The organism is Candidatus Pelagibacter communis (assembly GCF_001179985.1).
In the GTDB taxonomy this organism is placed as follows: Bacteria; Pseudomonadota; Alphaproteobacteria; order Pelagibacterales; family Pelagibacteraceae; genus Pelagibacter; species Pelagibacter ubique_J.
This window is the reverse complement of the sequence record NZ_CVSI01000073.1, coordinates 20,211-34,372: the sequence shown is the minus strand read 5'-3', so window position 1 is coordinate 34,372 and position 14,162 is coordinate 20,211. Positions and strand designations below refer to the sequence as shown.

Genomic DNA, 14,162 nt, shown 5'->3' with positions numbered 1-14,162 from the left:
GTTAATTTCTTTTCATGTTAGATAAAAAAAAATTCTATATCAATGGAGAGTGGGTTAATCCTAAAAGTAGCCAAACAATTGATATAATAAATCCCGCAACAGAGGATGTTTGTGCAAAGATATCTTTAGGAAATAAAGATGATGTTAATGAAGCCGTTCTATCTGCTAAAACAGCTTTTAGAACTTGGGCGTTCTCAACAAAAGAGGAAAGACTAGCTCCATTAGAGAAATTATATGAGCTTTATAAAAAAAGATGGGCAGATATTGCGGAGGCAATCACATTGGAAATGGGTGCACCAAAAGATTTTGCAACTAAACTTCAGGCTGGTACTGGAGCTGCACATATAAAAACATTTATAAGATATTTGAAAGAATTTAACTTTGAAAAACCTTTAGGTGAACATGCAAAAAATCAAAGAATAATTTACGAACCTAAAGGAGTGTGTGCTTTGATTACTCCTTGGAACTGGCCCATGAATCAAACCTGTTTGAAAGTTATGCCAGCAATAGCATCTGGCTGCACAATGGTTCTTAAGCCATCGGAGGTGGCACCCCTATCAGCAATGATACTTGCTGAATTAATTCATGAAGCTAAATTTCCAAAAGGCGTTTTTAATTTAGTCAATGGAGATGGAGCAAGCACAGGTGATGCGCTTACAAGTCACCCAGACATAAATATGATTTCTTTTACCGGGTCAACTAGGGCTGGTGCATTAATATCACAAAATGCTGCAAAAGATTTTAAAAGGGTTAGTCTCGAACTAGGTGGGAAAGGTGCTAATATAATATTTAAAGATGCAGATCCTAAAGCAATTGAAAGAGGAGCTCTCAGATGTTTTAGAAATTCTGGTCAATCGTGTAATGCACCAACAAGAATGTTAGTCGAAAAAAGTATGTATGCACAAGCAGTCGAGAGAGTGAAACAATTTGCAAACGAAATGAAAGTTGGTGATCCTACTAAAGAGGGAGAGCACATTGGTCCAGTTGTTTCAGAAATTCAATATAAAAAAATTCAATCATTAATTCAAAAAGGAATTGATGAAGGCGCTAAACTCATCGCTGGTGGCACTGGAAAACCGGATGGTATTGAAAAAGGATATTTTGTAAAACCTACAGCTTTTGCTGATGTCAATAATAATATGGAAATAGCAAGAACAGAAATTTTTGGACCTGTTTTGTCAATTATACCTTTCGAAAATGAAGAGGAGGCAATTGAGATAGCTAATGATACTGATTATGGACTTACAAATTATATCCAAACTCAAGATAAAGAAAAAGCAAATCGAGTAGCAAGAAAATTAAGATCTGGAATGGTTGATGTTAACGGCGCTGGTATAGCAGTGGATGCTCCTTTTGGAGGATTTAAACATTCAGGAATTGGAAGAGAAGCAGGTAAGGAAGGTTTATTAGAATTTTTAGAAGTTAAATCTGTTGGCGGTTGGAATTAATTTGCTTTAGATTTAATACCTTCTAAAAATTTTAAGCATTTCTTTAACTCATTTAATTCAATAAATTCATCAACTTTATGAGCTTGCTCAATTGATCCAGGACCACACACTACAGTACTAATTCCTATTTCTTGAAATAAACCCGCTTCAGTTCCAAACGATACAACATTTCTTGAATTATCACCTGTAATACTCGAAACAAGTTCACATGCATCAGATTTTTCCTCTCTATCAAAACCAACTATTTCTCCGATAATTTCTTTTTCAATTTTGGAACCAGAATAAGTTTTTTTCATTTCAGGTAACAATTTCTTATTAATAAATTTATCAATTTCACTATTTACAAATTCACCATCTTTTTTTACAACAGGTCTTAGTTCCCAATCAACTTTACATTTATCTGCAATCACATTCCTTGCTATACCTCCTGATATGCCACCAATTTGAAGAGTTGTATGAGGTGGATTAAAAATAGAATTTTTTGGTGGGTTATTTTTTAAATGTTCTCTAATCTCTAAAAGTTTTTGTATAAACTTAGAAGCATACTCAACAGCATTTACCCCTTTATCAGGTTGAGAACCGTGTCCTGCTAATCCATAAAAATGAGTTGTGTATTCGTAACAGCCCTTGTGAGCATCTATAATTTTCATATTTGTAGGTTCGCCAACTACACAAATTGCATCTTTAATATTTCTTTTTTTTAATTCTTTAATTAATAACGGCGCACCTTGACAAGCTGTCTCCTCATCAAATGTGAATGAAAAGTGAAGATCTCTATCCATATTTGAATTTGAGAAAATTGGGGCGTAGGCAAGTAAGCAAGCAAGAAATCCCTTCATGTCACACGAGCCTCGTCCATATAATTTTTCATCTTTTATAGTAGCTATAAAAGGATCTGATGACCAACCTTTCGAAACTGGGACGACATCTGTATGACCAGATAAAATTATAGGTTTTTTACCATTTTTATTTTTTGATTTTAGGGTAGCAAAAAGATTTACCCTTTTTTTATCAGTATCATAAATTTTAAATGACTCTGCTCCTAAGTCATTAAAAATTTTTTCACAATAATTTATTATAGTATTATTATCTTCCCCAGAAATTGATTTAAAAGCTATAAGGTCAGAGAGTATTTTTACTGAACTATTGAATGTTTTATCTAAATTATTTTCTGTACTCATATATAAAATTAATTATATATTAAATTCATGAAAGAACAAATAACGTATGATATTTTTGATAAAGTAGATATCAGAATTGGTACAGTGATTTCAGTTAAAAAAAATGAAAAAGCTAGAAAACCCTCGCTTGTGGTTGAAGTAGACTTTGGAAAAGATATTGGGATTAAACAATCTTCTGCCCAAATTACTCATTATTATAATGAGGAAAATTTAATGAATAAGCAAGTAATAGGTGTTTGTAATTTTGCTGAAAAAAATATTGCTGGCGTAGTGTCACAAGTTTTAATACTTGGAGCAATCGACTCAGATGGTAAAGTAGTTTTATTACATCCATCCCAAAAAACTGAAAATGGATTAACGATTGCTTAATTATTAAGTAACTTTGCGACAAATGATAGTTTTATTAAATTGCTTAATTGTGTTAAATCGAACCGATTTAAACACATATAAATATGAAACCAGGTAATAAAAATTCTTTTAAGTCTTTAACAACAATAAATATTAATAGTAAAGAATACTGTTATTATTCTTTAAAATTAGCTGAAAAGAATGGATTAAATGGAATATCTAAATTACCCAAATCTTTAAAGGTACTGTTAGAAAACTTATTAAGATATGAAGACAATAAATCAGTAACAAAATCTCAGATTCTAGCACTAGAATTGTGGCTTAAAAATAAAAAATCAGATACTGAAATAGCCTACAGACCTGCAAGAGTTTTACTACAAGACTATACTGGTATACCAGCAGTAGCTGACTTAGCAGCCATGAGAGAAGCGGTCAAAGAGAAAAATAAAGATCCAAATAAAATAAATCCGTTATCATCAGTAGATCTTGTAATAGATCACTCAGTTCAGGTTGATAAATACTCAACGTTAAATTCTCTAAAAGAAAATGTAGAAATTGAGTTCCAGAGAAACGCTGAAAGATATTCATTTCTAAAATGGGGTCAGCAAGCATTTAATAATTTTAGAATTGTTCCTCCAGGAACAGGCATTTGTCATCAGGTAAACCTAGAATATTTGTCAAAAGTTGTTTGGATGGAAAAATTTAATGATCAGGAATACATATTTCCTGATACTCTTGTTGGAACTGATAGTCACACAACAATGGTAAATGGTTTATCAGTTTTAGGATGGGGTGTTGGTGGTATTGAGGCAGAGGCAGGTATGCTTGGCCAACCTATTTCTATGTTAATACCTGAAGTAGTTGGATTCGAAGTTAAAAATAAACTTCCAGAGGGTACTACAGCCACAGATTTAGTTCTTACAGTTGTAAAAATGTTAAGAGATAAAGGAGTAGTTGGTAAATTTGTTGAATTTTATGGAGAAGGTTTAAAAAATTTAACTTTAGCAGATAGAGCGACTATAGCTAATATGGCACCTGAGTATGGAGCAACTTGTGGATTTTTTCCAATTGATGAGGAAACTCTAAAATATTTAGAATTCTCAGGAAGAGATAAAACTCAAGTAGAAATAGTAAAGAAATATGCAATTGAACAGGGTCTTTGGGCTAGTAGTGACATAGAATTTAGTGATACTTTATCTTTAGATATGTCAACTGTAGTTCCAACCATATCTGGACCTAAAAGACCTCAGGATAAAGTTTTACTCACAGATGCTTCAAAGAATTTTATAGAAAATTTTAAAAAATACACGAATAGAGAAGTTTTTTTAAAAACAAAAGTTAATAACTCAGATTTTGAAATCCAAGATGGCTCAATTTTAATTGCTGCAATAACATCCTGCACAAATACTTCTAATCCTAACGTACTTATAGGTGCAGGCCTTTTAGCAAAAAAAGCATGTGAACTAGGTTTAAATTCCAAACCTTGGGTTAAAACCTCGTTAGCACCAGGCTCTCAAGTGGTAACTGACTATTTAGAAAAAGCTGGTCTAAATACATATTTAGATAAATTAGGTTTTAATTTAGTCGGTTATGGTTGTACAACTTGCATTGGCAATTCTGGACCTTTAGCAGAAAATATTTCTGAAGCTGTAAGTAAAAACAATTTATATGCTGTCTCAGTGCTTTCAGGAAACAGAAATTTTGAGGGTAGAATATCTCCATTAGTTAAGGCAAACTATTTAGCATCACCACCTTTAGTAGTAGCTTACGCGATTGCTGGAAATATGCATATAGATTTGTATAAAGATCCTTTAGGAAAATCAAAAGAAGGAAAAAACGTTTTTTTAAAAGATATTTGGCCAACTAATCAAGAGATAGAGGATGTTTTAAAAGAATCTCTCAACGCATCTATGTTTATAAAAAGATATTCTGATGTTTCAAAAGGTCCTGACCAGTGGCAAAAAATTCAGACTAAAGCATCAAGCATTTATAATTGGGACGAAAATTCTACTTATGTAAAAAAACCGCCGTTTTTTGAAAATTTAAAAGATGAACCTGAAAAATTTGAAAATATTGAAAATGCAAGACCATTATTAATTTTAGGTGATATGGTAACAACTGATCATATTTCACCCGCTGGAACAATTCAAAAAGACAGTCCAACTGGTGAGTACTTTATGAAAAACCAAGTTCTTCAAAAAGATTTCAATTCGTATGGCTCAAGAAGAGGCAATCACGAGGTTATGACCAGAGGAACATTTGCAAATATAAGAATAAGAAATGAGATGGCTCCAGGAACAGAGGGTGGTTTTACAAAACTGCATCCCGAAGAAAAAATTATGCCTGTATATGATGCAGTTGTGGAATATAAAAAAAGAGGAACAGACTTAGTTGTGATAGGTGGCAAAGAATACGGAACAGGATCATCAAGAGACTGGGCAGCAAAAGGCACAAAGTTACTTGGAATTAAATCTGTTTTAGCTGAGAGTTTTGAAAGAATACATAGATCAAATCTGATTGGCATGGGTATTATCCCACTACAGTTTATTAATGGATTAAATAGAAAAAAACTTGACTTAAACGGGTCAGAATTGATTTCTATTAAAGGAATTAAGGAAGGTTTAAAACCTGGGGACAAAGTATCAGTAGAATTTAAATATAAAAATGGAGACACGAAAAAAATTGAAATGCTTTGCAGAATAGACACTAATAATGAACTTGAATATTATAAACATGGTGGAATTCTACAATATGTTCTTAGAAATATGATCTAAAATGGATGAGGATATTGCAATAGTAAATCAAAACACAAGGGTTTCTTTATTAAAAGATTTCTTTAAGAAAAATTCAAAAAAAATAATTATATCATTATCAATAATTTTTATAGCGCTATTAATTTTTTTTGTTTTTGACGAATTGAAGAAAAGAAAAAAAGAAAAGTTAGCTCAGCTGTATAATGGTATTATCTTCAACACTAATCAATATGAACAGAATGATATAAAAAATAAAATGATAAAAATTGTAAATGAAAAAGTTGATACCTATTCAGCATTAGCATTATATTATTTAATAGACAATAAATTAGTAGATGACCAAAATAAAATAAGCGAGTATTTCGATCAGGTTATATCAATTAGCGATGATAAAGAGCTCAAGAATTTAATTATTTTTAAAAAAGCATTATATTTTTCTGACAAATATACTGAAATTAAGTTATTGGAAATATTAAATCCATTAATTAATTCTGACAGTATATGGAAACAGCATGGTTTGCTACTTATGGGCGACTTTTACTATCAAAAAAAGGAATTTAATAAATCGAAAGAATTTTTCGAAAAAATTACTGAATTAAGTAATATAAATCCCAAAATAAAAACCGACGTAGAAAGAAGATTAAACAGAGATTTTAATGAATAAATTTTCATTTTTTTTTCTAATTTTAATTTTAGGATGTTCTTTGAACTCTGACTCAGCCTTTTGGACTAAGACAAAGAAAGCCGAAACTGATAAAGCTATAGAAAAAATATTATTTAAAGATGTTAAACCAAATGAGAATGAATTTAACCCTAAATTGAAAGTTAATTTACCAAAAAGTAAAATTAAGAGCATTAGTCATAACTTAAATAATGATGGATTTACCAATGAGAAAATTATTAGCAATAATATTTCTAAATTTAAATTTTCTAAAATTGAAAATTTTTCAGGTTATGAACCAGAAATATTAATTGATAACAAGAATGTATTTTTTTTCGATAATAAAGGATCTGTAATTAAATTTAGTAAAGGATCAAAAATTGAGTGGAAAAAAAACTATTATTCAAAATCAGATAAGAAAAATAATCCAATTTTATTTTTAGCATCTGAAGGTAATAATTTATTTGTAGCTGACAATAACGCAAATTATTATTTATTAAATAAAGAAAATGGTAATTTAAAATGGAAAAAAAAACATACCTCATCTTTTAATTCACAAATTAAAATTAAGGATAATAGAATTTTTGTAGTCGATATGGAAAATACTTTACGATGTTTCTCTATAAAAAATGGGGATATTTTATGGTCTGTCCCTACAGAATTTACTGTAGTCAGCTCACAAAAGAAACAGTCAATAATTATTGTTGGTAACTTAGTGATATTTTCAAACTCTATTGGAGATTTAACTGCTGTTGATTATAAGAGTGGTGAAATAATTTGGCAAACTCCAACTCAAATTCTTAAGTTTGCAAATAATATTACTTTAAGAAACTCAGATATAGTTTCTGACGGAAATCTTGTTTTTCTGTCTAGTAACAAAAATCAATTTATTGCTTTAGATATAAAAACTGGAATAATTAAATGGAAACAAGAAATTAACTCTGAAATAAGACCAGTCGTTATATCAAATTATATTGTTACAATATCAAATGAAGGCTTATTGGTGCTATTAAATAAAAATGATGGAAACATATTAAGAATTAATAATATTTTAAAAAACATTAAGAAAAAAAAACGTGAAAAATACCATCCAGTAGGATTTATAATTAGTGATGGTAAAGTATATATTTCAACAAAAAACGGTAGGCTATTTATAATTAACTTTTCTAATAGTGAGTTACAAAAAATACTTAAGCTAGACAAGGAGACATTACAAAGACCCGTTTATTTTCAAAGAGAACTTTACATTGCAAAAGACAATTCAATTATTAAAATAAATTAATGTTTTTAAAATTTTTAGAAAAAATAGGAAGAAAAAAAGTCGTTTTAGATAGAGGGCCATCACATCCAAAATATAATGAGGCAAAACCATGGATGAACAGATACTATTTAATTTTTAGACATAGACCAAGATGGTTTCCGTTTAATATATTAATACACGAGATGCTTGCCGATGATCATGGTGAAGGAGTACATAATCATCTATTTCCATTTATAACAATTATTTTGAGGGATGGATATTGGGAAACACTTAAAAGTGGAAGACATTGGAGGCCACCAGGTTATATAGGTTTTAGATCAGCAAATACCCATCATAGAGTAGATTTAAAACCTGGAACTAAACCTTTAACACTTTTTATTTCAGGACCATTTGGATTAAGAAAAGGACCAAGATCAGAGTATGGAATTGACTTTAACACTAAAATTAAGTGATACAAAAATTTTTTAATTTAGTGGTTAATACATCTGGTCAAAGATTATATGAGATTACAGATAAAACAATAGAATGGATAGAAAAAAATAATTTTACAAATGGAATGTTGAATATGAGTATTCAACATACTAGTGCATCACTAATTGTACAAGAAAACGCAGATCCAGACGTTCAAACAGACTTAATAAATTATTTTGATAAACTAGTTCCTATGGATAAAAAACTTTACATTCACTCATCTGAAGGTAAAGACGACATGCCAGCACATATAAAGTCTGCACTTACTAACAACCAAATTTCATTAAGTATAAAAGAGTCAAAATTAATCCTAGGAACTTGGCAAGGTATTTATTTATTTGAACACAGATTAGATAGTCATAAAAGAACTATCGTTCATCATTACATCGGTGACTAATTTTTTTTTATACTTTGAAATGCCTTTAAAGCTTCAGCTCTTGCTTGTTCGTGTATAACTATCGGTTTAGGATAATCTTTTCCTATAACAGTATTTATGGCTTTTTGATATTCATCCTCCATTTCCCAAGGTTTATGAACATATTTTGATGGAACTTTACTGAGTTCAGGAACCCATTTCTTAACATACGTTCCCTCTTTATCAAACTTTTCACCTTGTAATATAGGATTAAAAATTCGAAAGTATGGTGCTGCATCTGCACCACATCCAGCTACCCACTGCCATTGTGCTACGTTATTTGCCTCGTTAAAATCTAATAAACAATTTCTGAAATGTTTTTCACCTTCAACCCAATTTATCCTCAAATGTTTTACTAAAAATGAACCTACAACCATTCTTATTCTATTATGCATCCAACCTGTTTCATATAGCTGTCTCATTCCAGCATCAACGATAGGATAACCAGTCATACCTTGCTTCCATGCATTCAAAAATTCTTTATTCTTTACCCAAGGGAATCTGTCGAATTCTTTTCTTAGGTTCCCTTTAAGCATCTCTGGAAAATAGTTTATTAAACTATGTGAAAATTCACGCCACCCAATTTCATTAACATATTTTTTTATACCAATATTTTTTGGTTTTATTTCGTTACATTTTCTCCAAATTAAACTTACATGTATCTGACCACTTCTTATATATGGAGATAGTCTAGATGTTCCATTGATACTTGGATAGTCCCTTAATGTACCATAATCTTTTACTTTTTTATTAATAAAATTTTGTAGTAATTTACCAGCGTCATTTTCTGAGGGAGTCCAATATTTTTCAAATTTTTTATACCAATTTTTATTGGGTAGTATTTTTTCAGGTTTCACTTTATTTTTAAATAAGTTTTTAATTTTTTTTAATTTTTTTAAAGATTTGTTTTTTAGCGGAACACTCTCAATATAATAATTTTCGGCATTCCTCCAGAAAGGACTGTAAACCTTAAATGGAGTACCATCATTCTTCGTAATTTCATTATATTCATTTAGAACATTTCCTTTGAAAAATTTGTAATTTATTTTATTTTTTTCCAATTCAGCAATTATTTCTTTATCTTTTTTTAGTTCTTGTGGTTCATAAATTTTGTTCCAATAAACCGCGATATCATTTGATTTAAATTTTTTGAAAAAGTTTATTTGATTATCTTCAACAATTTCCAAATTTATATTATTTTTAACTAAATCCTCATTTAAACTTTTTAAAGACTTAGATATCCACCACTTTTGAGCTTCTCTAATATTATCAAATTCCTTTTTATCATAAATATAAATTGCAGAAACAAATTCATGATTGTTTGTTGCAAAGGATAGCGCGGAATTATCCTGTAATCTAAAATCATCTCTTATCCAAACTATAGAATTTTTAATCATATTTTTTTAATTTCTTATTACCTATTTTATACAATTTATTATATAAATTTTTGTCTGTATCACCTTCACAACCAATTATTAAAATATTAGATTCTTCATTTATTTCTAATTTTTTTTTCACAAGTTGATCATTACAACAAGAGATTACGCTTATTACACCAGGAGTAGAACATTCCCCTGCAATTATTTTTGTATTGCTAAATTTTTTTTTTGCTAACATTGTTAAAGTTTGAGGCACATATTTATCTGATACACTCACACAATTATTTATAGCATTTTTTAAAATTCGCCATGGGACCAAAGATACCTCAGCACAAGACATTCCACCCATAATACTTTGTTTTTGAATATTAACTTTTTTTTGATATCCATATTTAATACTTTTCATTACACAATTTGCATTCTCTGGTTCAATAACAATTATTTTTGGAATTCTTTTAAAATATTTAGCAATCCCACTTATAATTCCTGCTGCCATACCACCAACCCCAGCTTGAAGAAAAACATGTGTAATGTAATGTTTTGTTTGATTAGAAATTTCTTTGATCATTACGGAATATCCAGCCATTGTTAATTTAGGAACATTTTCATAATTCTGCCAGGCAACATCTTGAACAATTTTCCACCCTTTCTTTTTTGATATCTCTTTGCAAACTTTTAGAGATTTTTCATAATTTCCTTTCACCCTAATTACATCAGCTCCAAGTTTTTTCATCTCAATAGCTCTAGCATTACTCACATTTTCACTTATAAAAATTTTACATCTTGCTCCTATTTTTTTTGCTCCCCAGGATACAGATTTCCCATGATTTCCGGCTGTTGCAGTTGATACTGTTACTTTTTTTTTGTTTTTAACAATTTTTTCTACTGCATAAGCCCCACCTAATGCTTTAAAAGATTTCAAGCCAAATCTCTTAGATTCATCTTTGTAAAAAATGTTATTTGTGTGCAATTTTTTAGACAATATTCTTAGATTAATTAGAGGGGTTTTTTTATATCCTTTCCATTTTGAAATTACTTTATAAGCATCTATTAGATGCTTTTCTGGTAGTACTTTGAGTATCTTTTTCCTGTTAAAATTAAAATTTTTATTAGTAGTAAATTCAGAAAATTTAAAATTTAAATATTTTTTTACCATTTATTTTTTTAAGTTATTTTAAAAATTTTTAAACGTATAGGTGTATTTTATTATAATATTTATGAAATAATTATTTAATTTTATACTTATTAATGCTAGCCTATCATTTTCAAAGAACTAATTACGGAGGAAATATGAAACACTGTGAAGAAGCCGATGGTTTAATGGCTCCAGATAAAGACACTGATGGATTTGTTTTTAACCATCTAATGCTAAGAATAAAAGATCCCAAAAAAACATTAAATTTCTACTCAAAATTAATGGGAATGAGACTAATTAAAAAATTTGACTTTCCTACAATGAAGTTTTCTCTATATTTTTTAGGCAATCTTACAGATGAAGAAATTGCAAATGTTCCAAAAGATAATTTTGATAGGTCTGCATGGACTTTCACCCAAAAAGGAATGCTCGAGTTTACGCATAATTGGGGATCAGAAAATGATGATAAAGTAAAATTCCATGATGGGAATGCAGAGCCAAAAGGTTTTGGACACATATGTTTTTCAGTTCCTGATATATACGCAGCTTGTAAAAAATTCGAAGAAAACGGAGTTGAATTTGTTAAAAAACCAGACGATGGATCTATGAAAGGTTTAGCTTTTATAAAAGATCCAGATGGATATTGGATTGAAATTGTTCAATCAAAAAAAGTTGCAAATATCGTTAAAGAGATGGGAAAAATTTAGCTAGATTTTACAATCTGAAGTTGATTAAAATAATTTTTTTCGTTGCGAATTATTATCAATATAATTGACTTCTTTTTTTAGATCATGTTAAATTTAAGTTATAAAATTTATCATTAGGTAAATTTAACGTTAAATTTTGAGAGTGCACTTGAAGCCCTCAAGTTTCCCGCTCTCAACAATTGGAGGAAGAATAGATGAAAATAACTAGACGAGAACTTCTTATTAGTGCTGGATCTTTACTTGCTTACTCACAGTTGGGTTCACTAGCTAATGCTGAAGTTAATATCGCTGCACAGCCAGGTGATCAAGAAATGATCGCTTCTATGTGCAAAGCTCTATATCCGCATGATAGATTCCCGATGAGTATCTACATGGATGTAGCTGCTGGAGCTATCAAAAAAGGAAATGCAGATACAGGCGCAAAAATTTCCTTTAGAGCTGGTTTAGATGGCTTGAAAATTAATAAGTTCGACAAGATGAACTTTAAAAAACAAACTAAATACCTAAAATCAATAGAGAACACTCCGTTCTTTGGCTTAGTAAGAGGTCATACGGTAGTAGCACTTTATGATCACAAAGAAGTTCACAAAATCTTTGGATACCAAGGTGCAAGCTTTGATAAAGGTGGTTACAAAGACGGTGAATATAATGACCTATCATGGTTACCGGAGCCAAGAATAGAAGAGCACCCAGATTTAACTGCTTTTCTAGACGACAGCTCGCCGAAAAAATATGCGTCTTTGAAAATTAAAAAAACATTTTAACTAGGGGAGATATATAAATGAAAATAGACAAAAAAGAAAAAGCTGTTGTCGTTATAGGATCTGGTCCTGGTGGCGCACAAGTAGCTTATCAATTAACTAAACAGGGTATTCCTGTTGTTCTTTTAGAAGCTGGAAGACGTATTATGAAAGAAGAGTACGTAAACGAAGAATGGCCAGCTTTCAGCCAAATGGCTTGGTTAGACAAAAGAACTATGTCAGGTAATGCTAGAATAGTTAAAGACTTTAACGGTTTACCAACATGGTTAGTAAAAGCTGTGGGTGGAACTGCTACACACTGGGCAGGTGCTACTCCACGTTTTCTTGACTATGAGTGGAAAACTAAATCAACATACGGAAGCGTTGACGGTGCAACTCTAATGGACTGGCCGATCGATGGAAAAGAGATGAAGCCTTACTACGTAAAGGCTGAAGATGCTATCGGATCAACACATAGAGGTGGACGTCCTCCATTACCAGCAAACAACAACTATAAAGTTTTTGCTGAAGGAGCAAAAAGAGTCGGTTACAAGTTCTATGCAACAGGACCTTACGGTACTAATGCAGCTCCATATGATGGAAGACCAGCATCAATTCAAGATGGTTTTAATTTCCAAGGTGATAAAAATGGTTCAAAATGGAATCCTAACGTAAGTGAAATTCCAAAAGCCCTTGCAACTGGAAAATTAGAACTAAGAACAAACTCTCAAGCTGTTCAGATAACTACTGACAGTTCAGGAAAAGCTGATGGTGTTTTATACATGGACACAAAAACTAAAGCTTTACACAGACAAGAAGCTAAAGTTATTTGTGTTGCTGGTAACTCAATTGAGACACCAAGATTGTTCTTAATGAGTGCTTCATCAAGATTTCCAAATGGTTTAGCTAACAGCTCTGATCAAGTTGGAAGAAACTACATGAGACACTTAACAGGTTCAGTTTATGCTACATTTGATAAGCCAGTTAACTTCTTTAGAGGAGAGACTATGGCTGGGTTCTTAGCAGATGAAGTAAAACACAATCCTAAAAGAGGTTTCGTAGGTGGATACTATCTTGAGACATTAGCTTTAGGACCATCATTCTTAGGAGCTTTCTTAGATCCAGGTAAATGGGGCAAGAAATTTGCTGACATGATGGATGGATATCAAAATATGGCTGGTATGTGGATTGTAGGTGAAGATATGCCTCAAGCCAACAACAGAATAACTTTAGGATCTGCAAAAGACGCTTTTGGTCTTCCTGCTCCTAACGTTCACTTTGATGATCACCCGAATGATACTGCAATGAGAAATCATGCGTATGAAAAAGGTGAAGCAATATACAAAGCTGTTGGTGCAACACAAACATACAGAGTTACACCATATCCACACACACATAACCTTGGCTCTATGAGAATGAGCGCTAAGGCAAAAGATGGTGTTGTAGATAAATGGGGCAGATGTCATGATGTGAAAAATCTTTTCGTATCAGATGGTTCTGTCATGACTACAGGTGCAGCATGTAACCCAACATTAACGATTACTGCATTAGCTATCAGACAAGGTGAATATCTTGCTGATCAACTAAAAAAAGGTAACGTTTAATTAACTAATTTAAAGAGGCCCCATATTCATATATGGGGCCTTTTTTTTATACTTCATTT

Annotated in this window: 13 protein-coding genes; 10 read left to right on the top strand and 3 right to left on the bottom strand. The window is 31.0% G+C overall.

Annotated elements, in window-relative coordinates:
- The first annotated feature begins 14 nt into the window (after positions 1-14).
- Positions 15-1,448: an aldehyde dehydrogenase family protein gene (locus AMN80_RS05065; RefSeq protein WP_075520887.1), complete on the top strand. Its 1,434-nt coding sequence runs from the start codon at positions 15-17 to the stop codon at positions 1,446-1,448.
- On the opposite strand, the gene argE is transcribed toward AMN80_RS05065, so the two are convergent.
- Entirely contained in the window at positions 1,445-2,629 is a 1,185-nt protein-coding gene (argE, locus tag AMN80_RS05060; protein ID WP_075520886.1) for an acetylornithine deacetylase, read from the bottom strand. The two genes, AMN80_RS05065 and argE, sit on opposite strands and share 4 nt — an antisense overlap.
- Before the next feature lie 27 nt (positions 2,630-2,656).
- On the opposite strand from argE, the gene AMN80_RS05055 reads away from it, so the two are divergent.
- The 6 genes from AMN80_RS05055 (at position 2,657) to AMN80_RS05030 (ending at position 8,520) form a co-directional block, all read left to right on the top strand.
- Positions 2,657-2,998, top strand: coding sequence for a tRNA-binding protein (locus AMN80_RS05055; RefSeq protein WP_075520885.1), 342 nt, complete (start codon positions 2,657-2,659; stop codon positions 2,996-2,998).
- Between the two features lie 83 nt (positions 2,999-3,081).
- Positions 3,082-5,751 (top strand): aconitate hydratase AcnA, encoded by a 2,670-nt coding sequence (gene acnA / locus AMN80_RS05050; RefSeq protein ID WP_075520884.1) that lies wholly within the window; start codon positions 3,082-3,084, stop codon positions 5,749-5,751.
- Between the two features lies 1 nt (position 5,752).
- A complete protein-coding gene (locus AMN80_RS05045; RefSeq protein WP_075520883.1) occupies positions 5,753-6,394 on the top strand; it encodes a tetratricopeptide repeat protein in 642 nt (213 codons plus the stop codon).
- Positions 6,387-7,673 carry a PQQ-binding-like beta-propeller repeat protein gene (locus AMN80_RS05040; protein WP_075520882.1) on the top strand — a complete coding sequence of 429 codons (1,287 nt, stop codon included), beginning with the start codon at positions 6,387-6,389 and terminating at the stop codon, positions 7,671-7,673. The genes AMN80_RS05045 and AMN80_RS05040 overlap by 8 nt, the downstream gene beginning before the upstream one ends.
- Complete coding sequence (locus tag AMN80_RS05035; RefSeq protein ID WP_075520881.1) at positions 7,673-8,104, top strand: hypothetical protein; 432 nt, start codon at positions 7,673-7,675, stop codon at positions 8,102-8,104. Before AMN80_RS05040 ends, AMN80_RS05035 begins: the two co-directional genes overlap by 1 nt.
- Positions 8,101-8,520, top strand: a complete 420-nt coding sequence (locus AMN80_RS05030) for a secondary thiamine-phosphate synthase enzyme YjbQ (RefSeq protein ID WP_075520880.1) — start codon at positions 8,101-8,103, stop codon at positions 8,518-8,520. The genes AMN80_RS05035 and AMN80_RS05030 overlap by 4 nt, the downstream gene beginning before the upstream one ends.
- On the opposite strand, the gene AMN80_RS05025 is transcribed toward AMN80_RS05030, so the two are convergent.
- Together AMN80_RS05025 and AMN80_RS05020 are read right to left on the bottom strand one after the other, a co-directional pair.
- A complete protein-coding gene (locus AMN80_RS05025; protein WP_075520879.1) occupies positions 8,517-9,935 on the bottom strand; it encodes a cryptochrome/photolyase family protein in 1,419 nt (472 codons plus the stop codon). The genes AMN80_RS05030 and AMN80_RS05025 overlap by 4 nt on opposite strands.
- Positions 9,928-11,073 carry a diaminopropionate ammonia-lyase gene (locus AMN80_RS05020; protein WP_075520878.1) on the bottom strand — a complete coding sequence of 382 codons (1,146 nt, stop codon included), beginning with the start codon at positions 11,071-11,073 and terminating at the stop codon, positions 9,928-9,930. The genes AMN80_RS05025 and AMN80_RS05020 overlap by 8 nt, the downstream gene beginning before the upstream one ends.
- A 92-nt stretch (positions 11,074-11,165) precedes the next feature.
- Here AMN80_RS05020 and gloA point away from each other — a divergent pair, with 92 nt between their 5' ends.
- From gloA to AMN80_RS05005, 3 genes are all read left to right on the top strand, one after another.
- Positions 11,166-11,759: a lactoylglutathione lyase gene (gloA, locus tag AMN80_RS05015; protein ID WP_256998002.1), complete on the top strand. Its 594-nt coding sequence runs from the start codon at positions 11,166-11,168 to the stop codon at positions 11,757-11,759.
- 194 nt (positions 11,760-11,953) lie between these two features.
- On the top strand, positions 11,954-12,523 hold the full coding sequence (locus AMN80_RS05010) for a hypothetical protein (RefSeq protein ID WP_075520877.1): 570 nt from the start codon (positions 11,954-11,956) through the stop codon (positions 12,521-12,523).
- A 17-nt stretch (positions 12,524-12,540) separates the two neighbouring features.
- Positions 12,541-14,103, top strand: a complete 1,563-nt coding sequence (locus AMN80_RS05005) for a GMC family oxidoreductase (RefSeq protein WP_075520876.1) — start codon at positions 12,541-12,543, stop codon at positions 14,101-14,103.
- Positions 14,104-14,162: the final 59 nt, after the last annotated feature.

Bases quoted from the DNA above. Each gene is read 5' to 3' on its own strand.
- AMN80_RS05065 (WP_075520887.1), top strand. From the start codon at position 15: ATGTTAGATAAAAAAAAATTCTATATCAATGGAGAGTGGGTTAATCCT.
- argE (WP_075520886.1), bottom strand. From the start codon at position 2,629: ATGAGTACAGAAAATAATTTAGATAAAACATTCAATAGTTCAGTAAAA.
- AMN80_RS05055 (WP_075520885.1), top strand. From the start codon at position 2,657: ATGAAAGAACAAATAACGTATGATATTTTTGATAAAGTAGATATCAGA.
- acnA (WP_075520884.1), top strand. From the start codon at position 3,082: ATGAAACCAGGTAATAAAAATTCTTTTAAGTCTTTAACAACAATAAAT.
- AMN80_RS05045 (WP_075520883.1), top strand. From the start codon at position 5,753: ATGGATGAGGATATTGCAATAGTAAATCAAAACACAAGGGTTTCTTTA.
- AMN80_RS05040 (WP_075520882.1), top strand. From the start codon at position 6,387: ATGAATAAATTTTCATTTTTTTTTCTAATTTTAATTTTAGGATGTTCT.
- AMN80_RS05035 (WP_075520881.1), top strand. From the start codon at position 7,673: ATGTTTTTAAAATTTTTAGAAAAAATAGGAAGAAAAAAAGTCGTTTTA.
- AMN80_RS05025 (WP_075520879.1), bottom strand. From the start codon at position 9,935: ATGATTAAAAATTCTATAGTTTGGATAAGAGATGATTTTAGATTACAG.
- AMN80_RS05020 (WP_075520878.1), bottom strand. From the start codon at position 11,073: ATGGTAAAAAAATATTTAAATTTTAAATTTTCTGAATTTACTACTAAT.
- gloA (WP_256998002.1), top strand. From the start codon at position 11,166: ATGCTAGCCTATCATTTTCAAAGAACTAATTACGGAGGAAATATGAAA.
- AMN80_RS05010 (WP_075520877.1), top strand. From the start codon at position 11,954: ATGAAAATAACTAGACGAGAACTTCTTATTAGTGCTGGATCTTTACTT.
- AMN80_RS05005 (WP_075520876.1), top strand. From the start codon at position 12,541: ATGAAAATAGACAAAAAAGAAAAAGCTGTTGTCGTTATAGGATCTGGT.